A 24,106-nucleotide genomic window follows, 5' to 3' on the forward strand; every position below is an offset into this window, starting at 1 on the left:
GTCGGCCCTCACGACATGAAGGCGGACGGCACCGGCGTCTCGCCGAGCACCTGCCGCAGCACCGCCCAGTGCATCGCCTCGTCGCCGAGGATGCTGGCCGCCACCTGGGCCAGGGCGCGGTCGGCAAACAGCGGCACCGCACCGAGGTAGGCGGACACCGCGCCGCGTTCCAGGCCTGCCGCGAAGCGCAGCACGTCCGCCTCGGACTTCAGCTTGTCGACCGGGAAGCTGTAGCTGGCCTTAGGTCCGACCGGCTTGCCTCCCAGCTTCTCGATCGCCTCGGCCAGTGCGGACGCATGTTCGCGGTGATGGCCTTGAAACTGCAGCGCGACCTTCTGGACGCCGGACGTCAGCAGGCCGCTTTGCGCGCCGGTCTGGTAGGCCGCTACCGCCTCCAGCTCGGCGCCCAGGGCCGAGTTGAGGATGCGAGCGTCGGCCTCCAGCTGGGCCGGTGTGGCCGCGGACGCAGCGGCCAGCGCATCGCGTCCGCCGAGCAGCGCCACCGCGGCCGCCGAGAGCGCCAGACCGCTGCCTGAGAGGGCGCGCCGGCGCGAGAGTTGAAAGTTTTTCGGGAAGACGAGGTCCTGACCTGACATGGCCATCTCCTATCGGGGGGGTGGGAAAAATCGCGGGGAATCAGTGCGGCCGTATCAGGCCGCGGACGTGGAGTTCGGCCAGCACGGCCGTGACGACCGCGTCGCAGCGCTCTCCGGCAAAGGCGTAGAGCCCGGTCGCTTCCGGGCCCACGTCGGCGTGGAGCAGGTGGCGCAGCATCGAGCGGGCGCGCAGGTAGCGTGTCTTCACGACGTCCGGACTGACCTGCAGCGACGAGGCGGCCTCCTCGACACTCATCTCCTCGACGGCCCGCAGCATGAAGACGCTGCGGTAGATGGGCGGCAGCTGGTCAATGGCGCGTTGCAGCAGCTCTCGCAGCTGGACCTGCGCGGCGCGGGTCTCCGGCGTCGCGGTGTCGGAAGGGAGTTCTGCCATCGGGTCCTCGACCAGGGGGTCCACGTCGAAAGGCGGCTCGCTCTCGTCGAGTTGCACCAGCCGGCTTTTCTTGCGCTGAAGGCTCAGGGCCACATTGATGGCGATGCGCGCCAGCCAGGTCGCAAGCGCCGCCTCGCCCCGGTAGCTGGCCATCGAGCCGAAGGCGCGCAGGTAGGCTTCCTGCACCACGTCCTGGGCGTCGGCGTCGTCCGCGACGATCCCGCGAGCCGTCCGGAACATCAGGCGGTTGTAGCGGCGCATGATCGCTTCGAAGGCGGAGGTGTCGCTGCGCAACACGGCAGCGACGAGATCGAGGTCGCTACGGGCGTCGGCCAGTCGCAGGGAGGTGGCGGTCAGGGAGTGCTCCATCGGGCGAAACAACTGTTCTGGCATGTCGTGCTTTCGCTGTTTCCCGTTAGACGCGAACGGCGCGAAAAGGTGACAAAGGTACAGCGCTTGCCGGACAGTCCCTGTAGCTTCAAACCGGAAAGGACAGTAGTGATGCAGCCCTCTCGAACCTCCTCAGAGTCTCGGACCCCGAGCAGCGCCAGGGCGGCGGCCCCCGAGGACGCCGGCCGGCAGCTCCCGCCCGGAGCTGCTCCCGGCGAGCCCGAGCGGCCCGACGTCAGCGACCGGCCGGAAGCCGCCGTCGGCCACTACGGTGCGGGGTATGGTGACCCGACCCGGCACCTGGGCGGCACGGCGCCCGGAACGCCGGACGCGGCTCCGCGCGAGGGCCCGACCAGCGAGTCGGGCAAGCCCGGGCACAAGCCGCAGCCGCGTTGAGCGGCTTGACGACGTCGGCGTGTCAAGGGTGATGTCGAAGGGGGGCAGCGCGGCCGGGCAAGGACCCGGGCGCCGGCCTTGTGCACGCGCCGAAAGCCGGTGCGGCGCGGTGGCCTGAAACGGCGTTTGCCCGTGCGAGCCGTGCGGCTCAGCGAGGACGGCGGGGCGCGCCGGAGCCCGAATTCGGGCCGCGGCCTTCCAGATGGCGGAAGGTGACCCGGCCCTTGCTCAGGTCGTAGGGGGAGAGCTCCAGCGACACCCGGTCACCCGCCAGGATGCGGATGTGGTGCTTGCGCATCTTGCCGGAGGTGTAAGCCACGAGCTGATGGCCGTTTTCCAGCGTGACGCGAAAGCGCGAGTCGGGCAGCACTTCTTCGACGAGGCCGTTCATTTCGATCAGTTCTTCTTTCGCCATTGTTCCTGTTCCAAACAAAAAATCAAACATTGCAGGAGTCCAAAGCGCTCCTGCATGCGGCGCGCCTGACCGTCCCTGCGCCGTGCGGCTCGCCAGCGACCATCGCTTGCGCTTCCGCGCCCCCGCGGGGCAGCCGCGCAGGAAAACGCGCACGGACCTCCGGTGCGCCATCGACGACTCAGCCTGGATAGGCCTGCCTGCCCTTTGCTCTCTCGCGACTGAGCGACCGGCGCGAGGCCGGCGGCTCCGGGGTCGGTCTTCGGAGAGCCGAGGGCGGGGCGCGCGGGACGGCGCATTGCCCCGCCGCGGCCGGCGGCTCTTGCCCAGGCAATGCATGGCACACGCGATCGCTGTGCAGAAGCACGCAAGAAAACGCTCGGGATCCGAACGGTCGCCTTGGCAGACAAGGACAGCGCGGGGCGCCGAAACGGCGCTCCACAACATCGAGACAGGCCGCTATGGTACGCGCTTTGCTTCAACCCCGTTCACGTATCTTGTAAACGGCCCGCGGGATCGGGCCGGCAAGCGGGGTCGCGCGGCGCCGAACGGCCGGCGTTCCACGACCTGGGGCCTGGCCGGACTCAATGCAGCTGCGCCGCGACGAAGCTTTCCAGCCCCGCCAGCTCGCGATGGCGCTCGCGGGGCCAGAAGATGAAGTTGTTGATGTACCCGCCCGGGCGGCGTCCGGGGTCCGGACGTGCTCGGTCCTGCTGCAAGACCTCGATGCTGCCCGGCACGAAACTTTCGAGCCCCTCGTCGCCGATGTAGTAGCACAGATAGTCATGCGCCGCCAGGCGTTCGATGATGCTCTCGGACTCGCCCGGGTGGTGGCGTTCCTCGATCTCGACGATCAGCGGCGGGTGCTCCCGGTCTATCGTGTCCCAGGCGCCCTCCAGGACCGCTGCTTCGTGGCCCTCCACATCGATCTTGATCGCGTCGACATGCCGCAACCGCAGGCTGTCGAGCCGCGCCAGTTGCACTTCGTGCACCAGCTCGCGTTCGAAACCGACGTTCGCGCCGGCCTCCAGCGTTGCACGAGTGGTGACCGCTTCTCCGCCGTAGACCGGCACGGCGAAGCGGCCCCAGCCTTCATGGTCGGACAGGGCCAGCCCATGGACGGTCACGTTGGCCGGCGCGGCTTTGCGCAGTGCCGCCGCCAGTTCCGGCTCGGGCTCGAACGCATGCACCTCCCGAAACACCCGCGCGGCGGGGCCGGCCCAACTGCCGCGATTGGCGCCTATGTCGAGAAAGCAGCCGCGGCGAGCGAGCAAGGGCAACAGCTGCGCTTCACGATCGGGGCTGCCGCGCAAGCCGCGGTGGACCTGGAAGCGGACGATGGCCGAGCGCGGCAAAAGGATCTCGGCGAACTGTTTCAGCGGGCTTCGGTTCGGCATGGGGGGTCCTGAAGTTGGCCCCCGGCGAGGAGAGCAGGTCCGGAAAAATCTTCGGCAGGAAATGACAAGCGAACGGGCAGCCGGGGAAGCATCTTGGAAACCTAGTCAGGAAATTGGGAAACTTCCCCCTGGGTGTGAATGAGTTTGTAACTGCGTGTTGCGTATGTTTGGCCGACGCTGCGGTCTTCGCGCCTGACGGCGAAGCGCGTCGGGGCATGGCACTTGCCGCACAGCCAGAGCAGGCAGTTGCAGGAGTCGACGATGGAGATGCCCAAAATTCGCTGGATCCGACGTTGCGCGCAGCGCATCCTGGATCAGAACCCGTGGCTGGGAGCCGACCAGGCGATCACGTTGGCAGCCGACCTGTGGTGGGATGCCGAGGACTGGAACAGCCCCGAGGAGGCCGCCGACACGGAACTCGCCGGCTGGGACGAGGAGGAAGAGGCGGGTCCTCCTGTGCCGCGCACGCTGCACTGAAACAACGCGCGCGGCAGCGCGCTCCGTCCGAGTTGAGGCGCAAGTCGCATCCCTTGCGCCTCCCCACAAGCAGGGCCTTGCGTTCGAGGGCAGCCCGCGAGAAAGTCGGGACAGCAGCCTTACCTGGAGCCCGCCATGCCGAAGCGACCGCCCGATCCCCCCAACGACGCCCACTGGAGCAGCATGATCGATCAATGTTCGGGCAAGGTCGGGACGGTCGCGAGGAAACAGCGGCGGTCTGCTGGCGGCGCGCGCGTCCCCCACTTGCCCGCGCCGCTGATGCAGGGGCCGCCCTGCCAGCGCGAGGTGCTGCGGGCGCTGCTGCCCATGGTCGAGCGGCACCTGCTGAGTCGGCGCGTGGACCTGCTCTCGCCGCGCGATCTGGGCCAGTACCTGGCCCTCGAGTGGCTCGAGTGGCATGGCGGCACGCTGCGCTTGACCGACGTGGGCCGCAATGTGCGCGACCAGGTGCGCGAGGTCTCGGCAGGCTTGTCCGACATCGAGAGCTGAGCCGGCCGCCGCGCGCCAGGCGCGACGTTCGTCCCGACTCCGCTTTCCCTTCCGTCATCCGCCGTTCGGCGGTCTCTCAGCGCTGGCGTCGGTCGTGCAGTGCGGCTTCTGCGCCGCGACCCTGCAAACCGTCCAGCAAACGTTCCAGCTCATCCGGATCGATCGGCTTGGTCATGTGGGCATTGAAGCCCGCGGCGTAGGCCCGCTGCTTGTCCTCGTCCTGCCCCCAACCGGTGGCTGCCACCAGCGCCGTGTCCTTGCCCCAGTGGGTGTCCCGCACGCGCCGCGCGGTCTCGTAGCCGTCCATGCCCGGCATGCCGATGTCGAGCAGCACGACGTCGGGCAGGAAGCCGGGGCCGGTCTCCAGCGCCTCCTGGCCGCCGCTGGCGGTTTTTACCTCGTGGCCCATCATCGCCAGCAGCGAGGCCAGCGTGCTCACGGTGTCCGGATTGTCGTCGACCAGCAACACGCGCTGCGCGGCGGCGCCCCCAGCGGTGTCGCGCTGTGAAGAGGCGGCCGGCCCCGGCTGGGTGCTGGACAGCGGCAGCCGGACCGTGAACTGGGCACCGAGTCCCGGGCCCTGGCTGCTGGCCTCGACCTGCCCGCCGTGCAGCTCCACCAGGGTGCGCGCCAGCGAGAGGCCCACGCCCAGCCCGCTTTCGCTGCGATCGAGCAACTGGTCGATGCGCGTGAACGGGTCGAACACACGCTGCAGGGCTTCGGGCGCGATGCCGCGGCCGGTATCGGCGATGGTCACCACCACGCTGCCGCGTTCGGTGCGGGCGGTCAGCGAAATGCGTCCCCCCACCGGGGTGAACTTGCTGGCGTTGCTGAGCAGGTTGGTGAAGACCTGCGCCAGCCGGGTCGGGTCGGCGTCGAGGTAGACCGGGTCGTCGGGAAGGCTGACGCGCAGCCGGTGGCCGCGCTGCACCATGTGCGGACGCACGGACTCCACCGCGTCGTGCACGCTGGAGGCGAGGTCGACCCACTCGCGCCGCAGCTCGATGCGGCCGGTGCTGATGCGTGAGACGTCGAGCAGGTCCTCGACCAGGCGCACCAGCTGCAGAACCTGGCGCTCCATCACGGCACGCGTGGTCTCCAGCATTTGCGGCTTGTTGCCGGCCAGCTGCATGATCTGCAGCGCGTGCCGGATGGGGGCCAGCGGGTTGCGCAGCTCGTGCGCCAGCGTGGCGAGGAATTCATTCTTGCGCCGGTCGGCCTCGAGCAGCTGCTCTTCGACCTGCCGCAGTCGGCCCCACGAGAGTGCATTGCGGATCGCCACCGCCGCCAGCCGCGCCAGCGCGGCGAGGCGTTCGCGGTCGGCTTCGTCGAAGGCTTGACCGTTCTGCTTGTCGTGCACTTCCAGAACGCCGAGCAACTCGCCGCCGGCTTCGATCACTGGCATCGCCAGCGCCGAGGCCACGCCGAGGCGGGCGTAAAGCGCTGTCTCGGCATGCGGATCGGCCTGGGTGTCCGGGGCGTGGTAGGGCCGGCGGTGCACGAGCACATGACCCGCCAGGCCCTGCTCGGGGCCCCAGCGCTGTTCCAGCCGGTGGGTGTGGCCATGGCGCCAATGACTGTGGCAGATGATCGCGTCACCGGTTCGCAGGCCGGCCAGCGCACCTCCCGCGCCCATCCAGACGCCCGTTTCCTCGGCGAGGGCCTCCAGCAGAACGTCCATATCAAGGGTCGAGCATAGCCTTTCGCTGATCCGGACCAATGACTTGGCGCCTGCCTCCATCCTTTCGGACCTGCCGTTGTCGGACATGTTCGATGTGCCTGCAGCTATTGCTCTCGCTATTGAAGCATGTCTCTAATGGGAGAAGGCCCCAGGGAAAACCTGTGTTCGGATCACTGTGGCGCCAAGCCGCTCACGCTTTCCTGCTGGACAGTGCGCGGCAAGGCCCGGCCGTCGCGGCGGAAGACGTGCAGGGTCTCGGCCGGTAGCGAGAAGGCGACGTCCGAGCCGACCGCCAGGCGCTCGTCCAGCGTCTTGGCCAGCAGCGTCTGACCCTCCCGATCCTGGCCGGCGTCGATTCCGTCCTGTCCGTTCTGCGCCACAGCGAGGTAGACATAGCTGTGTTCGCCCAGCCGTTCGACATGGGTGATGCGGGCACGATGCGGGCCGCGGCCCACCTCGACATGCTCGGGCCGTATGCCGAGCGTGACCGGCTCGCCTGCGGCCACGCTGCCCGCCACCCGTGCCGCATGCGCGGTGCCGTTCCAGCGGGCCTGCAGCGTGTCGTCCTCGGCCGCCTGCACCACCGCCGGCAGGAAGTTCATCGCCGGGGAGCCGATGAAGCCGGCCACGAACAGGTTGGCCGGGTGGTGATAGAGCTCCAGCGGGTGGCCGACCTGCGCGATGCTGTGGCCGCCATGTGCGGCCGGATCGGGTCGCAGCAGCACGATTTTACTGGCCAGCGTCATCGCCTCGACCTGGTCGTGGGTGACATACACCATGCTGACCGAACCCAGCTCGCGGTGCAGCCGCGCGATCTCGACCCGGGTGGCGACACGCAGCGAGGCGTCCAGGTTGGACAAGGGTTCGTCGAAGAGGAAGACCTTGGGCTTGCGCACGATGGCCCGGCCGATCGCCACGCGTTGGCGCTGTCCGCCGGAGAGCGCCTTGGGCTTGCGCTCGAGCAGGCCGTCCAGGTGGAGGATGCGGGCGGCCTCCTGCACGCGGCGGTCGATCTCGTCGCGGGCGAGCTTCTGCTGCTGCAGGCCGAAGGCCATGTTCTCGTAGACCGTCATGTGGGGATACAGCGCGTAGCTCTGGAACACCATCGCCACATTGCGCGCCGAGGGCGGGCGGTCGTTGACCACCACGCCGTCGATCTCGATCTCGCCCTCGCTGGGGTCCTCCAGCCCGGCGATGAGGCGCAGCAGGGTCGACTTGCCGCAGCCCGAGGGGCCGATGAAAACGCAGAACTCGCCGGGCTCGACCGCCAAGTCGATGTTCTGCAGCACGGTGGTCTGGTTGAAGCGCTTGGCGACCTGGCGCAGCTGGATGCGACTCATGGCTTTGGGGTCTCGGCTGGAGGTGGGGCGGCTCAGCCCTTCACGGCGCCGGCGGTGAGGCCGGAGACGATCAGGCGCTGGAAGTACAGGACCAGGGCCACCAGCGGCAAGGTGACGATGACGGAGGCGGCCATGATGCTGCCCCAGGGCAGCTCGTAGCCGCTGGGGCCGCTGATCATCGAGATGGCCACCGGCACGGTGCGCTGCTCGGTGGAGAGGGTGAAGGTCAGGGCGAACAGGAACTCGTTCCAGGCGGCGATGAAGGCCAGCAGCCCGGTGGCGGCGACCGCGGGCCACAAGAGCGGCAGGAAGATCTTGAAGATCAGCGTGAAGACCCCGACGCCGTCCATCGTCGCGGCCTCCTCCAGCTCCTTGGGCAGCTGTTTCATGAAGGTCACCAGCACCCAGACCGTGAACGGCAGGGTCAGCAGCAGGTCGGCGAACAGCAGCGCGCCCAGGCGGTCGTAGAGCCCGGCCCAGCGCACCAGCTCGAACATGCCCGAGAGCACCGCGACCTGCGGGAACATCGAGGCCGACAGGATGGTCAGCAGCAGCGTCCCGCGGCCGCGGAAGTCCACCCGCCCCAGCGCCCAGGCCGCCATCAGGCTCACGCCCAGCGACAGCAGCACCACCCCGCCGGCCACCAGCACCGAGTTCATCAGGTTGTGCGCGAAGGGCTGCTCGCGGAACACGCTGAGGTAGTTCTGCAGGGTCGGCTGCGCCGGGATGAACTCGGGCGAGAACAGCCCGGTGCGGCCCTTCAGCGAGCTGGAGATCGCGTAGAGGAAGGGGAACACCGAGAACAGCACCAGCGCGGCGGCGGCCAGGTGGTAGCCGAGCCGGGGCAGCCACTTCGGGGGGCGGTAAATGCTCATGCGTCCACCTTTTCGAGCGCCGGGCGCAGCAGGGCCATGTAGAGCAGGGTCAGCAGCGCGATGGTGAAAAACACCACCGTGGCGGCGGCCGAGCCGTAGCCGACCTGCTGGAAGTCGATCAGCTGTTCGCGCACGAACACCGACATGCTTTTGGTGCTGCGGCTGTTGGAGGTCATCACATAGATCAGGTCGAAGACACGCAGCGCGTCGAGCAGGCGGAAAATCATCGCGACGGCCACGCCGGGCAGGATCAGGGGCAAGGTGACGCGGCGGAACACGGTCCAGGGCGGCACGCCGTCGACGCGGGCGGCCTCGTAGCAGTCGGCCGGCACCATCTGCAGGGCCGCCAGGATCAGCAGGGCCATGAAGGGGGTGGTCTTCCAGACGTCGACCAGCACGACGGTGAAGAGGGCCAGGTCGGGGTTGGCGGTCCAGGCCACCGGGGCCGACAGCAGTCCCAGCGAGAGCAGGTAGTGGTTCACGACACCGAACTGGTCGTGCAGCATCCAGCTCCACATCTTGGCCGAGACCACGGTGGGGATGGCCCAGGGGATGAGCATGGCCGCGCGCAGCAGGGTGCGCAGCCGCGAGGGGTGGTTCAGCAGCAGCGCCACGCCCAGGCCCAGCAGCGTCTCGATGCTGACCGACAGCAGGGCGAACACCAGCGTGTTGCCGACCGCGCCCCACCAGTCCGGGTCGCGCAGCAGGCCGTATTCGCCCAGGTAGTTCTCCAGCCCGACGAAACTCCAGTCGCCGGTCTGCGACAGCTGGGCATCGGTGAAGCTGAACCAGATCGTGCGACCCAGCGGCCAGCCGGCCACGATCAACAGAGCCAGCAGCATGGGCGCGGCCATCAACCATGCCAGCCGCGCGCGGCGCGACGGGAGGGAGGAGCGTCGGAAGATCATGAGAAAGGCCCTGAACGGTAGGCACATCCGCGGGCCGGCCGCCGGCAGCGCGTGCTGCCGGGGCGGCTGCGGCTCACTGTTTCACTGCCACTTGCCGCCGCGACTCAGCCGGTTGGCGGTGGCGTCGAACCGCTTCAGCGCTTCCGCTGCCTTGGCCTTGCCCGAGAGCACCTCGTGCACCGCGTTCCAGAACTGGTTGCTGACCTGGTTGTACTTGGGGCCCGTGACCGCCGCGGGCCGCCCCACCGCGTTGGTGAAGGCATCTCCGAGTTCGCCCATGAAGGGGTTGGCCTTCAGGATCTCCTCGTCCTTGTACAGCTCCGCGATGGTGGGATTGAAGGAGCCCTTGAGGGCGCGTTCCTTCTGCACCGCCTTGCTGGTCATGTACATCACCAGATCGGCCGCGGCATCGGCGTTTTTCGAGTAGCGCGAGACGCTCAGCAACTGCCCGCCCAGCGTCGCCACATGGCGGCCGTCGGCGCCGCCCTTGGGCAGCAGGGTGAGACCGACCTTGCCTTTCACGGCGCTGCCCTCGGCTTGGGAGAGCGACCAGGCATAGGGCCAGTTGCGCATGAACACCGCATTGCCAGCCTGGAACACCCCGCGCGCATCTTCCTCGCCATAGTTCAGCACGGCGGTCGGCGAGATGCTGCCGATCCAGCCGGCGGCCCGCTCCACCGCCGCGATGGCCTGCGGATTGTTGACGCTGACCTTGCCCGATGCATCGACCACGGTGCCGCCGCCATGGCTGGCGATCCACTCGACAGCGTTGCAGGTCAAGCCTTCGTAGGCCCGGCCCTGCCACACATATCCCCACAGCTTGTCGTTGCCTGCCGCGCGCTCGGCGTCCTGGACCTTCTTCGCGGCGGCCGCCAGCTCGTCCCAGGTCGCGGGCGGCTTGAGGCCGTGTTTCTGCAGCAGGTCGCTGCGGTAGTAGAGCAGCCCGGCGTCGGTGAACCAGGGCATCGCGACCAGCTGGCCACGCACCTTGACGTTGTTGAGGATGCCGGGGAAGTGGGCCTGCTCCGTGCCTTTGCTGTAGCGCGACAGGTCGAGCAGGTGCGAGGCCAGCATGCCGGGCCAGACCACGTCGACCTGGAACACGTCGATCTTGTCCGAGCGCGAGCTCAGCACCTGCTGGTAGAGCGCCAGCCGCTCGCTGGCGTCGGCGGGGGTTGCGACGACCTGGACCTCGTGGCCGCTCTTCTTGGCCCAGGCCTGCGCGTTGTCCTTGCACATTTCCAGCTCCTGCCCGACGGAGCCGCAGGACACGCGCAGCGTGGCGGCCTGGGCCGCGCCGCCGAACGCCAGGGCCGCGCCCAACAGGACGCCGCCCAGCTTGTTGCTCTTCATGGATGCCTCCTCTGTCAAGCGATGGTCGACCGGCAGCCGCGTGGCGCTGCCCGGCTTTCGGGCCGGAGCGCGGCCGGCGGCGCCGGTCGAGTGCGCTGTCGCGCGCAAGCAGCGCAGGCAATCCGTGTTCCGGCTGCTCAGCCGGACAGGTCGTCGGGGACGACCCGGTAGGCCGGCGAGCCTTCGAAATCCTGCTTGCCGAGCGGGATGCCGGCGCTTCGCAACAAGGCGTAGACCAGCGTCAGGTGGAAGTAGAGGTTGGGCAGCACATAGCCCAGCACGAAGGTGCGTGCTTCGAAAACGCGGACGTTGCCCGGCTTGGCGACGCTGACCAGGCTGTCCGGTGCGGTTTCGACATCGGCGGGCGAGAGCGCCTTCAGCTCGGAGAGGGCCTGCTCGACGCTCGCCTGGAGCTCGGTGAAGGAGGCCGCCGGCGGGTCGAACTCGGCCTCGCTGCCGCGGTTGAAGACAGCGTGCTCCCGAGAGTCGTCGCGCGGCGCGAGCCGGCCGCAAAGGCGGGCGGCGGCGCCGCGCGTGCCGCTGACGAGGATGTCGACTTGCAGCGCCAGCGGAAACATGTCGGGCGCCAGCCGCCGCTGCAGCAGGGCTGCGGGCGCGAGGCCCTGGGCGTGGGCAATTCCGGCAGCCTTTTCCAGCAGGTGCGCCAGATTTTGCAAGGCCTGGGTCAGCGCCGGCATCGAAAGGTCGTAGAGCGTCATGGAAGCAATCCCTGGTCGGTGGCGGAGGGGTCAGGATCTCAAGGGTACCGGGCCCGACGCCTGTAGGCGGCCTCCCACAGCGGCGCAGCCTGCGGCGCTGACAGGGCTGGATGGCCTTGCACTCCTAACATCCGTTCACATTGAACCATCCCTGGAAGGAGTGGAGGATGTGGAAGTGGTCTCTTCTATTTGCCCTTCTCGCGGTCCTGTCGGTGGTCGTTGGCACACCGTTTGCCCTGAATCCTGCAGTGACCGTCGTTCTGGTGGTGCTGTCCCTTGCTGTTGCTCTTGCAGCCGTCGGGCGGCCGGACCCGGTCGAGCATAGGCCAGGCCGTCTGGCGCGAAGAGGAGTGCAGCAATGACGAACTGGAATTGGGCAGTGGGCATGAAGGTGCTGGGCCTGATCGCGGCGGTGCTCACCATCACCGGGACCGCGCTCGGTCTCGATGCAGCGGGTGAAGCCCTGCTGGTGGTCGTCAGCCTCCCGGTGGCCGGTGCGGTCGCCTTCGGCGTCTCCGCCTTCCTCGATCTCGACCGCTGAGTACGGCGACCCAGGCTGCCCGGCGTCCTGCCGGCGCAGCCCTCCATCACCGATGGGCGCGCCCCGCGCAAGGGTTTGCGCAGGCGTGCTGCCGTGTTCGCCACGGTGCTTCGCGATAACGGCGAGCACCGACTTGTCACTTCACCGCCGCCGGTCCTGCATTGGCCGCCGTTGATGCGCCGCAGGCCGGTCCATTCTTCTGCTGTGGTGCTGCGTCGCGGCAACTACGAGAACTCGGTGTTGCGACGCCCGCGTGCGCGACCGTAGAGTCCATCCATCTACCGGCCTTGCCTGGAGACCCGCGAGCGCCGTCGTGTGGCCGCGAGGAGATCCGATGTTGCCCCACTCACTGTCGAGTCGAACCGCCTGCCTGCATCGTCTTCTGGCGCTGCTGGCACTGCTGGGGATGCTCGCGGGTTGCAAGATCGGGCTCTACCTCGACCTGAGCGAGCCGGAGGCCGATCAGATGGTCCAGGCCCTGGCAGCCGACGGCATCCCGGTGGCGAAGGCGCGAGTGCCGGACGGCCAATGGGAAGTCCAGGTGGACCGGCGCGACCTGGGGGCCTCGCTGGACCTGCTGCGAGCCCACGGGCTGCCGGCGGTGCGGTATGGCAGCGACGGCCCTGCCTATGACGGCCTGCGCCGGCGCATGGGCCTCTCGAGTGCCGAGGAGCAGGGCCTGAGCGCGGTCTACCTGGCTTCGCAGCAGGTGTCGCGCGACGTGATGCGGCTCGACGGTGTGCTGCGGGCGCGGGTGCACGTGGTGGTGTTGGCGCGCGACCCGCTGGTCGATCAGCTGCGCCCGTCCTCGGCGGCGGTGCTGGTGACCCACCGGCCGGGCGCCGACCTGCATCGGCTGGTGCCCGCGGTACGCGCACTCGTTGCGCAGCGCATCGGCGGACTGGCGAGCGAGAAGGTCGCACTGTCGCTGCTGCAGGGAGCTGTGCCCGAGCAGGACGGGGCGGCCGGTGGACGCTGGGGAATCGCCTCGGCGTTTTCCTCGGGCGCGCTGACGTGGCTGCTGTTGTTGCTGCCGGTCGCCACGCTGTGCCTGCTGTGGTGGCCACAGGGGCTGCGGCGCCACTCGCTCGGCAAATGAACCCACTCCGGCGGGACCGAGTTGTTGCGTCGTCCCGGCAGCCGGGGTGTCGTGGAAGCCGCGACCACACAAGCGCGGCATCGCCTGCGCCGTGCCCGGCGGCCGGGCCATGGTCATGAGGAGGACAGCGATGAAGAGGGTCTTCGGCAGGCGGCAGCGCAGTGGGCGCCGTGCGGCTACCCGCGGGCAATGGTTGTCGGTCACCGGTTGCGCGCCTTGTGTTCGGCGGCGTCCGGGCGCGTGGGCGCGGCGCAGCGTGGGGCTATGGCCGCTGCGGGTTCGGCCGGCCGGATCGCGGCGGCGCACCTGTGCCTGGGCGCATTGAAGCATGCTCTTGATGGAGGGGTTGTCGGCCGGTATCGCGGCGCGCCTGTTCGATCCCTGTGCAACGGCAACTGCTGCCGTGGCCGACGGCCCGCGCAGGGCAGGAAGGGTGCGATGCAACCGGCATGACGTGGAAGGCGAGGTGAATCGATATGGGTAATCTTTGGGACAAGCTGAGGCAGGTGCGCGAGGTGCAGCAGGCCGCGACCGCGCCGGCGGCCGGCTTCCAGCGAGCCGTCGCCACGCAGGGGACGATGCCGGTGTGCAGGATCGCATCTTCGCTTTCGTTGGCTGGTGCAGACGGCGCCGACACCAGCGGCGGGCCATCGACTGATGCCCTGGCCCGGCGTGTCGATGCGGCACACAGCGCGGTGGCCGCGGCCGAGGCGCTGCTGGCGCAACGCCTGGCGGAGTTGGAAGCGCGCCGCGAGGAGCTTCGCGCCGCGGTACGCAGCCTGGAAGAGGCGCAACGCGCCACCCAGCAGGCGTCGCGACGCGACGACGCAGCAGCGGTCGCGCCTCGGCGGCGTTCCCGGGTCGCCACGACCTGAGCCGCCCGCGGCGCACCGCCGGTGCTGCCGGCGTCGGTATGCCGCCTCGGGCGCTTGTCTTCGTGACGACAGAGCCGCCCGTTGAACTCCGGTTTCCGGTCGCCGGCTCAGGCGGCCAGACCTTCGATCTTGGTGCTCGCGCGCGTGCCGTTGCGGGTGATCAGGTGGCGCACCATCAGGCGGGCCGGCACCGGCAGTTGGCTCAGATCCCGACAGCAGACGTCCAGCGGCACGACGGCCCATTCCTCATCCAGGGCCAGCACCTTGAGCCCGAGCGCTCCGGCATGCAGGACGGCGCTGCTGTGCGGCACCAGCGTCAGCCCCAGTCCGGCCTCCACCATGCGACAGGCTGCCTCAAAGCCGTTGACCCGCACCTTGATGTTCATCACCGTGCCCAGGCCCTCGGCCTTGCGGCTGAGCAGCCGGTCCCAGCCGCCGCCTGTCTCCAGACCGATGTAAGGGTAGGCCAGGGTCTCGGCGTAGGTGACCGCGGCCCGTCGCGCCAGCGGATGCCCGGCAGGCGCCACCACCGCATGTGTGGCGGTGCTGTAGTGCCAGTAGTGCAGCTCAGGCAGGTAGGGCACCACCGGGGCGACGATGCCGACGTCGGCATGGCCCTTCGCGACCGCTTGCAGGGTGGCAGCGGTCGAGCTCTCTTGCAGCGCCATGCCGATGTGGGGGTGCTCCTGCGCAAAGCCGGCCAGATCCTGAGGCAGGCACTGCACCATCGCCGTCAAGTTGGAGCAGACTCGCACCAGGCCGCGCGTGCCGTGGGCGTACTCGCTCATCTCCACCGCGGTCTGGTGCAGATCCCCGAGCACCTGCCGGATGCGTCCGTAGAGGGTCTCGCCCGCCTCGGTGGGCAGCACGCCGCGGGCGTGGCGGCGCAGCAATTCGGTGCCGAATTGGTACTCCAGGTCGGCGATGCGCTTGCTGGCCGCCGAGACCGCGAGGTTGTGCCTTTTCGCCCCCTTGCCGATACTGCGCGTCTCGACGATGTCCGCAAACAGATGCAAGGAAAACAGGTCGAGTCGCATGGTGCCTTGAACAATCGGTAACGGCTCGGCGGGGCGAGGGGAGGCTGCGGCCGTGGCCGCGGTGTACCGTTCTGTCGCCGCGAACGCTCGCTTGCCGAAATAGCGCTTGTAAGGCCCGCGGCGATTCTGCACGCTAGTACTCTGAAGCAGAGGACCCGGACCATGATGCAAGCATTCGAATCAGATGACGCCGTACTCCGGGGGGAAGCGGTACGACCCCTGGGCCGAGCCCGTTCGCTGCCGCGGCAGCCGGCGGCGCCGGCCCCCTGTTCCTGCTTGGCAACAGGCGTCACCAGGCTCCGCTGGGCGGGCATGGAGCGCAGCTGGCAACCCCGACAGGGGGGAGGTGATTTATGGAACTGACTGCTGGTGAGGAGCGCCGTCGGGCCACCGCGTCAGGCCCGCAGAGCCGGCACGTCGGTGCAGGTTCGCCGGGCAGCGAAGCCCGCGGGCTGCTGGACGCCCACGGCGTCCCGCTCACGCCGGACGACAGCCCGCCGGGCGTGCTCCTGTATACCGAAGCCGACCTGGTGCTGCTGGAGCAGGAACAGCGCCAGCCGCAGGAACAACGCCGGGTCGGCTTGCCCAGCCTGGTGGGCGACCTGCTCGAGCTCGGCTCGGCCGCCGATCGCGAACGCCGCGTGCGCGCCATGCTGCATGCCACCGGCTTCGAATGGTTCGCCTACGGCACCGTGTCGACGCAGCGCGGTCGCGGTCAGCCGCAGTCCTTCTTCAGCACCTACTCCAACCCGGTCTGGACCCCGCATTACTTCCGCGAACGCTATTACGAGCTGGACCCGCGCCATCAGGACGCGCCCCGCTCCAGCCTGCCGCTGGTCTGGGACCTGGATGACATCATCGCCAATTCGCGCGGCAAGCAGGCGCCGCCGCGCACCCGCCGTTTCCTCTCCGACTTCTGCGACAGCGGGATCGCCAGCGGCGTGTTTTTCCGAGTCGCCTCGCCTTACAGCCCGAACGAAAGGACAGTCATCAGCCTGATGTCCAGCGTGCGGCATCGCGGCTGGATCGACGACGGGGTGCTGGGTCAGGCACTGACATTCGGTCTCAGCATGCACGAATTCCTGTCGCGCCACGCCAGCGGTAGCAGCGACCCCGTCACTTCCCTGCCGTGGCCGGCGCTCTCGCCGCTGCAGCGCGAGATCCTGGAATGCCTGATCGGCGGCAAGAGCGACAAGCAGATTGCCGACCGCCTGAAACTTTCCGCCCACACGGTCGACTACCACCTGCGCCAGCTGAGGCGGCGTTTCTCGGCGCGCAACCGGGTTCAGCTCGTCAATGCGGCGATCGACGCCACCATGGGCCATTCCTTCCACGACACGCTCGGCGCCCTGCGCTGAGCCGCTCCGCAGCATCCCGCCGGCAAGATTCAACCGGCCCGGTGGCTCCCCGGCGGGCGCCCGCGGGCCGGCACGCCCATTGCCTTGGCAGCAGTGACTCGCACCCGGTCGGGTGCCGGCCTTTCGCGCCGGACCGGCCGCACAGCAGGCGAGCGATCGAGGGTCGCATCTTCGACTGCCGGGTGGTTCATGCTGTTCTTCTCGATCTATCGCTGGTTCAGCCGCGCCTCGAAACCTCAGCGCTGGGGCGCGGCCATCGTGTTTTTGCTCCTGCTGGCCGGAGCGCGGCCCAGCCAGGCCGAAGGCTGGGCGCCGGCCATCGGCTTCGTGCAGTACGGCGTCGCTGAGGACACGCGTGCCACCACCGCGGGGGTGATCTGGCCCTGGCGGAAGGCCTGGTCGGCGTTCGGCGGGCAGTGGTCGGGGTACTGGGAAGCGGCGATCGGCCGCTGGAGCGCCCCGGGCCCGGACGGGCGCGAGCGTGCCTGGGCGACCCAGTTCGGCCTGACGCCGGTGTTGCGCTGGCGCGGGCGCGGCGGAGAGTCACCCTGGTTCGCCGAAGCCGGCATCGGGCTGACCGTGGTCACCCCCATCTACCGCAGCCGCAGCAAACGTTTCAGCACCGGTTTCAATTTCGGCGACCACCTGGCCGTCGGCCGCAACTTCGGCGCGCAGGGGCAGCACGAGCTGTCGCTGCGCTACCAGCACTTCTCCAACGGCGGCATCGAGCATCCCAATCCCGGCGAGGACTTCGTGCAGCTGCGTTATGCGCGCTCCTTCCGCTAGCTAGCGGCGCGCGCGGCAGAGGGCGCGGCCCGGCTTGCGCTATCGTGACGGCATGGCCACTCCCAACAATCCGCAGAAGTTCGCGGTCCGCGTCCAACCCAGCACGATAGATGGCACCGGCGTGTTCGCCGCCGAGCCAATTCCGCCCTACAAGAAGATCGGCGAGCTGCGCGGCGAATCGATCAGCGTCAGCGAGGCGCGCCGTCGCGCCAAGCGCCAGCAGCGCATCATGATCGTCGAGGTGTCCGAGAAGCGCGCCATCGACGCATCGGGTTCCGAGGACCCGATGCGGTTCACCAACCATTCCTGCTCGGCGAACACCGTGCTGCGGATCCGCCAGGGCCGGGTCGAGTTTTATGCACTGCGGGCGATCGCGGTCGGCGAGGAGCTGACCGCCAACTACGGCGAGACGCATCACGAAGGCCGCCTGGAATGCCGGTGCGGCGCGCCCAATTGTGTCGGGCGGCTCTGACATTCAGCTGAAGCCCAGCGCCTTCATCGCTGCCGTGAGCGTCTGCCGGGTGGTCCCGTAGTCCGCCCAGGGGTCGAGTGCAAGACGCTCGTGGACAGTGAAGATGTTCCAGTGCGCGCCGCTTTCGAGCTCGTCCAGCTCGTCCCAGGCGCAGGGCACCGACACCCCCATGCCGGGCCGGGCGCGCGCCGAGAAAGCCGCGGCCGTGGTGGCGCCCCGGCCGTTGCGCAGGTAGTCGACGAAGATCTTGCCGACGCGGTTGCGGGGCCCGCTCTTGGCGACGAAACGGCTCGGCACCACCCGCGCGAGGTGCTGGACCACGGCCTGCGAGAAGCCTTTGACGGTGTCCCAGTCATGGCGCGGCGACAGCGGCACCACCACATGCAGACCCTTGCCCCCGCTGGTCTTGAGGAAGCTGCGCAAGCGCAGCTCGTCGAGGATGGTGCGGGTGAGCTGGGCGCCTTCCTGGACCTGGCTCCACCCCACGCCCTCGCCGGGGTCGAGGTCGAAGGTCATGCGGTCCGGCTTCTCGATCGCGCGGCTGGTGGCGTTCCAGGTGTGCAGCTCGATCACGTTCATCTGCGCCGCGCCGATCAGCGCTTCGACGCTGTCGATCTCCAGCAAGGGGTCGCGGCTCGGGTCCAGCTCCGGCGGCAGCTGCTTGATGCCGGCGATCTTCAAGGTGTCGCCATGCTTCTGGAAAAACAGCTGCCCGCCGATGCCGCTGGGGGCGCGCACCAGGGCGACCGGCCGGCGCGCCAAGTGGGGCAGCATGACCTCGGCCACGCGCAGGTAGTGATGCACCAGGTCCAGTTTGGTGGCGCCACTGCTGGGGTCGATGACCCGTTCCGGGTGGGTGATGCGGAGGTCGCCCGGCAGATCGGGCGGCGGCTTCACGGCCCGCCGACCCGCGGACCGCCGCGCTGACTTGGCGGCCGGTGCCGCTGCCTGCTCGGCATCGGCGGCCGGCATGGGGACTTCCTTCGTGATCACCTGTGCCGGCTTGTCGCCGCGCAGGCCGTGGAAGACGGAGTGCCGGATGCGGCCGTCGGGGGTCCATTCCGAGAAGGAGACCTCGGCCACCAGCTCGGGCTGGACCCAGCGGCCGCGTGCCTCGCGCGGCTTGCCGGCGAAGGGCGTGCGCTGCGTCTCCAGCGCTTCGAGCCGGGCCCGCAAGGCCTTCAAGGTGGCGCTGTCGAAGCCGGTGCCGACATTGCCGGCATAACGCAGCTCGCCGGCCTCGTCGTGAATGCCCAGCAACAGCGAGCCCAGTCCCGAGCGGCTGCCCTTGGGTTCGGTGTAGCCGCCGATCACGAACTCCTGCCGCTGGGTGCACTTGAGCTTGATCCACGTCGGCGAGCGGCGGCTCACATAGGCCGCGTCGCGCTTCTTGCCGATCACGCCTTCCAGGCGCAGCCGGCAGGCGCTCTGCAGCATCTCGCTGCCGGTGGCCTGGAAGTCCTGGCTGAAGCGCAGCCGTTCGGAAGGGCCGGCCTCCAGCAGCCGCGCCAGCAGCTCGCGGCGCTGCCACAGCGGTACGCGCCGCAGGTCGTGGCCGTCGTAATAGGGCAAGTCGAAAAGGAAGTACTGGATCTGCTCGGTGCGCGACTGGTCGAAAGCGTTCTGCAGCGCGTTGAAGTCGGGCACGCCGGCCTCATTGAGCACCACGATCTCGCCATCCAGCCATGCGGAGGGCAGCTTCAGCTTCGCGAGTGCCGCCGCGAGGCTTTTCATCTTGGCGGTCCAGTCGTTGCCGTTGCGGGTGAACAGCCGCACGTCCCGGCCGTCGATGCGCGTCAGCAGCCGGTAGCCGTCGAGCTTGGCTTCGTAGATGTAGTCGCCGCTCTCGGGCGCCTGGTCGACGAGGGTGGCCAGCTGGGGGGAGAGGGTCAGCGGCAGCGTCGCAGGGACCGCGGCCTCGGGCAGCGAGGCGGCTGAGGGGGCCTTGCGGCGGGCAGGGGCCGGCCTGTCGTCCTCGGCGGGCGCGGCCCTGCGCGCCGTCTTGCGAGCCGCCTGGTGTCCGTCCGCCATCGTCGCGCGCGCTGCCGTCGAGCGGGCCGCTGCAGCCGGCCCGCTCAACACGCTGTCGGGCAGCTCGTCGACGACGCTGAATTCGGAGGCCGGGCGGGCCGCCTCGTCGCGCTCCTTGATCAGCAGCCAGGGCTCCTGGCGCTCGTTGCCGCGGCCGCGCATGCGCACCAGGGTCCAGGCGCCGTGCAGCTTCTCACCGTCGAGGAAAAACTTCAGCTTGCCGGCGCGGTAGCCGGCTTCCGGGTCGCCGATCGGCGTCCAGGTGCCGCGGTCCCAGACGATCACGGTGCCGGCGCCGTACTGCTTGGGCGGGATGACCCCCTCGAAGCTGGCATAGGCCAGCGGGTGGTCCTCGACATGCACCGCCATGCGTTTGTCATGCGGGTCGAAGCTGGGGCCCTTGGGCACGGCCCAGCTCTTGAGCGTGCCGCCCAGCTCCAGCCGGAAGTCGTAGTGCAGCCGGCGCGCCGCGTGTTTCTGGACCACGAAGGACAGCGCCTTGCCCGCTTTCCGGGCGGTGCCGCGCGGCTCCGGCGTGACACGGAAGTCGCGCTTGTCCCAGTAGCGGTCCAGGGCTTCTGGCATCTTGCGGGGGCCGCGCCGGCGCGAGCGTCAGGCGGCCCGCTTGCGCTTGGCCGGTGCGGAGGCCGGGGCTGCCTTGGTCGTCGCACGCGAGGCGGCCGTCTTGTGCGGCACCGCGGGGCTGGCCGCGGTCCGGCTGCTTCGGGCGCTGGTCTTGCGCGCGCTGGCGCCATCCTTGTCGGCGCTGCGGCGCGCAGCGGGTGCGGGCGATGGGGCCGCCGCGGTCTTGCCACCCACATGCATCGGCTTGACCTTGCCACCCCCATCGCCCGCAGCCGGTGCCTTGCCGGCGCGCTGCACGCTCTCGCGCAGTGCCGCCATCAAGTCGATCACCTGGGCCCCCTCGCGTGCCGCCGGTTCGTCGCCGGCCGGCGTCAGCGTGTGCGTTTCGCCGGCCTGGATGCGGGCCTCGATGCGAGCCAGCAGGTCCTCCCGATAGGTGTCGCGGTACTGCTCGGGCTGCCAGTCCTGCGACATCTCGTCCACCAGGCGCTCGGCCATCTCCAGCTCGCGCTGACCCACACCCACGGCTTTCAGCTCGCTCTCGGGCGCGTAGAGGTCCTCGGGCTGCAGCACCTCGTCGGGGAAACGCATCGTGTTGAGCATCAACACCTCACCCTGCACCAGCACGGCGGCCAGGCGCTGTTTGGTGTGGATCACCACCTTGGCCAGACCAGCGCGCCCGCTGCGGCGCATCACCTCGCGCAGCAGCGCATACCCTTTCTCGCCGCGCTTGCCGACTTCGAGGTAGTAGGGCACCTCGAAGTAGGCCGGTGAAATCGTGGCGGCGTCGACGAAGCCGAGGATGTCGACCGTCTGGGTGGCTTCCGGGTTGGCCTGCTTGAAGTCCTCGTCGCTCATCAACACGTACTCGCCGGGCTCGTAGGCGTAACCCTTGACGATGTTCTCGCTCTCGATGACCTTGCCGGTGCGCTTGTTGATGCGCTGGTAGCCCACCGGCGCCATGTCGCGCTTGTCCAGCCAGTCGAAGTCGAGATCCTTCTTGCGGGAGGCGGCGCGCAGCGTGACCGGGATGTGCACCAATCCAAAGGTGATCGCGCCTTTCCAAACTACACGTGCTGCCATGAGCGCATAGCAGCAAATGGTGTTCCTGTTAACTGCTAGCGTTGACAGTTTTTCGTTGTCGGCGGGTGTTGCGCCAGTAAATGGCCTGACCGGCGAGCGCGCTGCACAGCAAGGCGAGGTTGACGAACAGGAAGACCCAGTTCTGCAGCAGCGCGCTGTAGATGGAGAAGCCCAGCGAGGCGGCCGACTGGCCGATGAACAGCCAGGACGAGACGCCCGAGCTGTCGCCGCTCAGGTACTGCTTGCGCACCTGGTGGAAGATGGTCCAAAGAAGCACGGAGGCGCTGAGCCAGCCGATCAGCTCGGTTCCCATGTGAAGGATCTTTCTGAAGCAGTGAAAAGGTCAGGACGCGGGCTCAGCGCTGCGCCCCCTCGCGTGCGCTTTCGCGCACGGCCCGCGTGGCCGGCTTGCCACGCAAGCCCTCCAGCGCCTGGCGGCAGCCGTTCTCCTCGCCCTCGCCGGGGTCGATCAGCGGGACCACGGCGGCCAGCGGGTTGACGGCGGCCAGCGCCGCGGCGGCCAGCAGCTTGAGGCCCAGGGCCTTGCCCTCGAGCTTGACCTGCGGGTCGCGGAAGCTGCCTTCCACCCGCACCGGCGAGCGCAGCGACAGCGGCGAGAAGTCCTTGGGGCGGGCTGCGAGCGTGAGGCCCAGGCGTTCGTCGGCGAGCGAGAGGTCGCCGCTGATGAGCACCAGGGTGTCGGGGGTGTCGATGACACCCACCTCGGTGTTCAGCCGGCCGTCCTGCGCCTTGAACTGCGCTACCGCGCAGTGCATGGGCAGCGATTCGTCGCCCTTGATGAGGACGCCCAGGGCCTGGGCGACGTCGATGCCCAGCGCCTCGACGATCAGGTGCGAGATCTTGCCCCGGCGGATCCAGACGGCTGCGGTGCCGTCGAGCGATCCCAGCATGGCAGCGGTCGAGCGACCGGCGCCTCGGAACTTCGCCTGCCCACCCAGCACGCCGCCCACATAGCCCGGCGCCGCTGCGGCCGTGTCGGCGGCGGCCCGGTTGTTGCGCGCCTTGATCCAGCGCTCCAGGTCGATGCCGGCCCAGCGCAGGTCGATGTCCCAGAGCGGCTGCTGGGCCGGCCGGCCGTCCAGGCCGATGCTGCCGCGCACCTCGCCGCCGGAAGCTCGCGCCAGCAGCTCGGTGATGTGCAGCACGCCGTCGCGCAGCGCGATGCGGCCCTGCAGCGGCGTGAGGTCGCCGAGCAGGCCGGTGCCCAACTCCAGCTTGCGCAGGTTGACCTTGACGTCCGCATTCATCGCCTTCAGCGATGGGATGTTGAATTCGCGCGCCGGCAGCACCTGGCCGTCGGCCCGCTTGGGCTTGGCGGCGCCGGGCTCGCGCGCGCCGAAGGCGGGGCCGAGGTCGGCCAGGGTCAGGCTCTCGCCGCGCAGCTCGCCGGTCAACAGCGGCACCTCGGGGCGCCGGTCGTAGCTGAACTCGCCGGCCAGCCGGCTGCTGCCGACCGCGAGGCGGGCGACATCCGCCTTGTAGAGATCGCCGTCCTTGCTGAGGCGGCCTTTCATCTCGAACTCGGGCGTGGTCGGCAGGGTCACGCCCATCGGCGCACCGACCGCCGCCAGAGAGGGGCCGGAGACCGAGAACTCGCCCGAGATGCCCTGCAGCCGCAGGATGTCCACCGCCTGGCCCTTGAAGGCCAGCTTGGCCTTGCCGGCGCTGGCGTCCAGCGTGAGCGGCACCGGCGGGGCGTTTTCGTTCGGCGTCACCAGCGGCAGCAGGCCTTCCGACTGGATGCCGAAGTGGAACTTCGCGCCGGCGAAACGCTTGACGCCTTCGCGGTAGGCGCCGTCGCCCTCGATGACCAGGCCCTTGCCGCCGCCTTGCGAGCCTTCATCCGTGCGGGCGCGGGCCTGCATCTGCAGGCCGACGACCTCGTCCTGATAACGGACCTCGCCACCGCCGACCACCAGCCGGTCGAAGGTCGGCACCGGCGCCGCGCCCGGCTTGGGCGCCTGCTCGGGCGGGGCGAACTGCCAGTTGGCGCGGCCGTCGGCGCCGCGCCAGAGCGCCGCCTGCATGCGCTGCACCTCCAGCGCCTTGATGTGCAGCGCGGCGCCCGGCTCCTGCCGCAGCGGCATCAGCACGGTGGCGTAGGGCAGGGCCAGCACCACCTGGTCGGCCCGCACCAGTTCCTCCGGGTGGCCGCGCTCGATGGCCCAGGACGGCGCCCCGATCACGAAGCGGTCGCTGCGCAGGCGGATGCCGCCCAGCAGGCTGAGGCGGAAGTCCTCGCCGATCACGACCTCGCGCTGCAAGCGTTTCTCCAGCGTACGTTCAATGGGCTGCCGCAGGAAGGGCCAGCCAGCCATCTCACAGGCCGCGAAGGCGAGCACCAGCAGCGCCAGCAACAGCAAGGCAATGCCCCCCGGGCGGCGCCACAGGGGGTGGCGGGGCCGACCCGCCGGCAGCGGGGCGGCAGCGGGCGGGACAGATGACGGCGGTTGCGGGGTGTCGGTGGCATCGGTCACAAGGCCACTTCAGCAATCCACGTGCCGAAGCGCACTGCGGCGCTGTCGCCGGCTGGCGGCCCGCCGCGCGGCTGTCTTTTCTACGGCAAGGGCGGCAAGGGGCGCCGCGGCGGAGGGGGGAGAGCGGTCCTCCGCAGCGCAGCACCCGACGGGTGAGGACTGGCACCGGCGGGCAGACGCTTCGGCACGCCGATTGCCGCTGTCCTCTGCAGTCTCCCGGTGGCCGGCCGGTTCCTCCAGCGGCCGCCACAGGGCCGCCGGCCCGACGAGACGGCGGCGAGGACAACAACCAC

At 69.4% G+C, this 24,106-nt stretch carries 25 protein-coding genes; 10 read left to right on the forward strand and 15 right to left on the reverse strand.

Annotated elements, in window-relative coordinates:
* Positions 1-8 precede the first annotated feature (8 nt).
* Both OOT46_RS08145 and OOT46_RS08150 read right to left on the reverse strand, forming a co-directional pair.
* On the reverse strand, positions 9-596 hold the full coding sequence (locus OOT46_RS08145) for a ferritin-like domain-containing protein (RefSeq protein WP_265403090.1): 588 nt from the start codon (positions 594-596) through the stop codon (positions 9-11).
* 40 nt (positions 597-636) lie between these two features.
* Positions 637-1,359 carry an RNA polymerase sigma factor gene (locus tag OOT46_RS08150; protein WP_265403091.1) on the reverse strand — a complete coding sequence of 241 codons (723 nt, stop codon included), beginning with the start codon at positions 1,357-1,359 and terminating at the stop codon, positions 637-639.
* Between the two features lie 132 nt (positions 1,360-1,491).
* Here OOT46_RS08150 and OOT46_RS08155 point away from each other — a divergent pair, with 132 nt between their 5' ends.
* Positions 1,492-1,776, forward strand: a complete 285-nt coding sequence (locus OOT46_RS08155; RefSeq protein WP_265403092.1) for a hypothetical protein — start codon at positions 1,492-1,494, stop codon at positions 1,774-1,776.
* 148 nt (positions 1,777-1,924) lie between these two features.
* Here OOT46_RS08155 and infA read toward each other — a convergent pair whose 3' ends face one another.
* Positions 1,925-2,191: a translation initiation factor IF-1 gene (gene infA / locus OOT46_RS08160; RefSeq protein WP_265403189.1), complete on the reverse strand. Its 267-nt coding sequence runs from the start codon at positions 2,189-2,191 to the stop codon at positions 1,925-1,927.
* A 581-nt stretch (positions 2,192-2,772) separates the two neighbouring features.
* Entirely contained in the window at positions 2,773-3,585 is an 813-nt protein-coding gene (locus OOT46_RS08165) for an FkbM family methyltransferase (protein ID WP_265403093.1), read from the reverse strand.
* A gap of 261 nt (positions 3,586-3,846) precedes the next feature.
* On the opposite strand from OOT46_RS08165, the gene OOT46_RS08170 reads away from it, so the two are divergent.
* Both OOT46_RS08170 and OOT46_RS08175 read left to right on the forward strand, forming a co-directional pair.
* The gene (locus tag OOT46_RS08170) at positions 3,847-4,062 is read left to right on the forward strand and encodes a hypothetical protein (protein ID WP_265403094.1); all 216 of its coding nucleotides are present in this window, start codon (positions 3,847-3,849) and stop codon (positions 4,060-4,062) included.
* 135 nt (positions 4,063-4,197) lie between these two features.
* Positions 4,198-4,572, forward strand: coding sequence for a hypothetical protein (locus tag OOT46_RS08175; protein WP_265403095.1), 375 nt, complete (start codon positions 4,198-4,200; stop codon positions 4,570-4,572).
* Between the two features lie 76 nt (positions 4,573-4,648).
* Here OOT46_RS08175 and OOT46_RS08180 read toward each other — a convergent pair whose 3' ends face one another.
* From OOT46_RS08180 to OOT46_RS08205, 6 genes are all read right to left on the reverse strand, one after another.
* Positions 4,649-6,253, reverse strand: coding sequence for an ATP-binding protein (locus OOT46_RS08180; protein ID WP_265403096.1), 1,605 nt, complete (start codon positions 6,251-6,253; stop codon positions 4,649-4,651).
* Between the two features lie 170 nt (positions 6,254-6,423).
* Positions 6,424-7,593, reverse strand: coding sequence for an ABC transporter ATP-binding protein (locus OOT46_RS08185; RefSeq protein WP_265403097.1), 1,170 nt, complete (start codon positions 7,591-7,593; stop codon positions 6,424-6,426).
* A gap of 32 nt (positions 7,594-7,625) precedes the next feature.
* Positions 7,626-8,468 carry a carbohydrate ABC transporter permease gene (locus tag OOT46_RS08190; RefSeq protein ID WP_265403098.1) on the reverse strand — a complete coding sequence of 281 codons (843 nt, stop codon included), beginning with the start codon at positions 8,466-8,468 and terminating at the stop codon, positions 7,626-7,628.
* Entirely contained in the window at positions 8,465-9,322 is an 858-nt protein-coding gene (locus OOT46_RS08195; protein WP_265403099.1) for a carbohydrate ABC transporter permease, read from the reverse strand. Before OOT46_RS08195 ends, OOT46_RS08190 begins: the two co-directional genes overlap by 4 nt.
* Positions 9,323-9,457: 135 nt before the next feature.
* On the reverse strand, positions 9,458-10,729 hold the full coding sequence (locus OOT46_RS08200; protein WP_265403100.1) for an ABC transporter substrate-binding protein: 1,272 nt from the start codon (positions 10,727-10,729) through the stop codon (positions 9,458-9,460).
* 137 nt (positions 10,730-10,866) lie between these two features.
* The gene (locus OOT46_RS08205; RefSeq protein WP_265403101.1) at positions 10,867-11,448 is read right to left on the reverse strand and encodes a DUF1993 domain-containing protein; all 582 of its coding nucleotides are present in this window, start codon (positions 11,446-11,448) and stop codon (positions 10,867-10,869) included.
* Positions 11,449-11,615: 167 nt separating this feature from the next.
* Between OOT46_RS08205 and OOT46_RS08210 the strand changes: the two genes are divergently transcribed.
* The 4 genes from OOT46_RS08210 (at position 11,616) to OOT46_RS08225 (ending at position 13,963) form a co-directional block, all read left to right on the forward strand.
* Positions 11,616-11,810: a hypothetical protein gene (locus tag OOT46_RS08210; RefSeq protein WP_265403102.1), complete on the forward strand. Its 195-nt coding sequence runs from the start codon at positions 11,616-11,618 to the stop codon at positions 11,808-11,810.
* On the forward strand, positions 11,807-11,989 hold the full coding sequence (locus OOT46_RS08215; protein WP_265403103.1) for a hypothetical protein: 183 nt from the start codon (positions 11,807-11,809) through the stop codon (positions 11,987-11,989). The genes OOT46_RS08210 and OOT46_RS08215 overlap by 4 nt, the downstream gene beginning before the upstream one ends.
* A 334-nt stretch (positions 11,990-12,323) precedes the next feature.
* On the forward strand, positions 12,324-13,088 hold the full coding sequence (locus OOT46_RS08220) for an EscJ/YscJ/HrcJ family type III secretion inner membrane ring protein (protein ID WP_265403104.1): 765 nt from the start codon (positions 12,324-12,326) through the stop codon (positions 13,086-13,088).
* Positions 13,089-13,564: 476 nt separating this feature from the next.
* Positions 13,565-13,963 carry a hypothetical protein gene (locus tag OOT46_RS08225; protein ID WP_265403105.1) on the forward strand — a complete coding sequence of 133 codons (399 nt, stop codon included), beginning with the start codon at positions 13,565-13,567 and terminating at the stop codon, positions 13,961-13,963.
* A 107-nt stretch (positions 13,964-14,070) separates the two neighbouring features.
* On the opposite strand, the gene OOT46_RS08230 is transcribed toward OOT46_RS08225, so the two are convergent.
* Entirely contained in the window at positions 14,071-15,000 is a 930-nt protein-coding gene (locus OOT46_RS08230) for a LysR family transcriptional regulator (protein ID WP_265403106.1), read from the reverse strand.
* 353 nt (positions 15,001-15,353) lie between these two features.
* Here OOT46_RS08230 and OOT46_RS08235 point away from each other — a divergent pair, with 353 nt between their 5' ends.
* From OOT46_RS08235 to OOT46_RS08245, 3 genes are all read left to right on the forward strand, one after another.
* Positions 15,354-16,358 carry a helix-turn-helix transcriptional regulator gene (locus OOT46_RS08235; protein ID WP_265403107.1) on the forward strand — a complete coding sequence of 335 codons (1,005 nt, stop codon included), beginning with the start codon at positions 15,354-15,356 and terminating at the stop codon, positions 16,356-16,358.
* A gap of 189 nt (positions 16,359-16,547) precedes the next feature.
* A complete protein-coding gene (locus tag OOT46_RS08240; protein WP_265403108.1) occupies positions 16,548-17,144 on the forward strand; it encodes an acyloxyacyl hydrolase in 597 nt (198 codons plus the stop codon).
* A 52-nt stretch (positions 17,145-17,196) separates the two neighbouring features.
* Positions 17,197-17,616, forward strand: coding sequence for an SET domain-containing protein (locus OOT46_RS08245; RefSeq protein ID WP_265403109.1), 420 nt, complete (start codon positions 17,197-17,199; stop codon positions 17,614-17,616).
* 3 nt (positions 17,617-17,619) lie between these two features.
* On the opposite strand, the gene ligD is transcribed toward OOT46_RS08245, so the two are convergent.
* Genes ligD through OOT46_RS08265 form a run of 4 tightly spaced genes read right to left on the reverse strand, consistent with a single transcriptional unit; the run spans position 17,620 to position 23,813 of the window.
* Positions 17,620-20,232, reverse strand: coding sequence for a DNA ligase D (gene ligD / locus OOT46_RS08250; protein WP_265403110.1), 2,613 nt, complete (start codon positions 20,230-20,232; stop codon positions 17,620-17,622).
* A 27-nt stretch (positions 20,233-20,259) separates the two neighbouring features.
* Positions 20,260-21,315: a Ku protein gene (locus OOT46_RS08255; protein ID WP_265403111.1), complete on the reverse strand. Its 1,056-nt coding sequence runs from the start codon at positions 21,313-21,315 to the stop codon at positions 20,260-20,262.
* 28 nt (positions 21,316-21,343) lie between these two features.
* Positions 21,344-21,628, reverse strand: a complete 285-nt coding sequence (locus OOT46_RS08260) for a hypothetical protein (RefSeq protein ID WP_265403112.1) — start codon at positions 21,626-21,628, stop codon at positions 21,344-21,346.
* Positions 21,629-21,671: 43 nt separating this feature from the next.
* On the reverse strand, positions 21,672-23,813 hold the full coding sequence (locus tag OOT46_RS08265) for an AsmA family protein (protein WP_265403113.1): 2,142 nt from the start codon (positions 23,811-23,813) through the stop codon (positions 21,672-21,674).
* Positions 23,814-24,106 lie beyond the last annotated feature (293 nt).

This window comes from Aquabacterium sp. A7-Y, assembly GCF_026153205.1.
GTDB lineage: Bacteria > Pseudomonadota > Gammaproteobacteria > Burkholderiales > Burkholderiaceae_C > Caldimonas.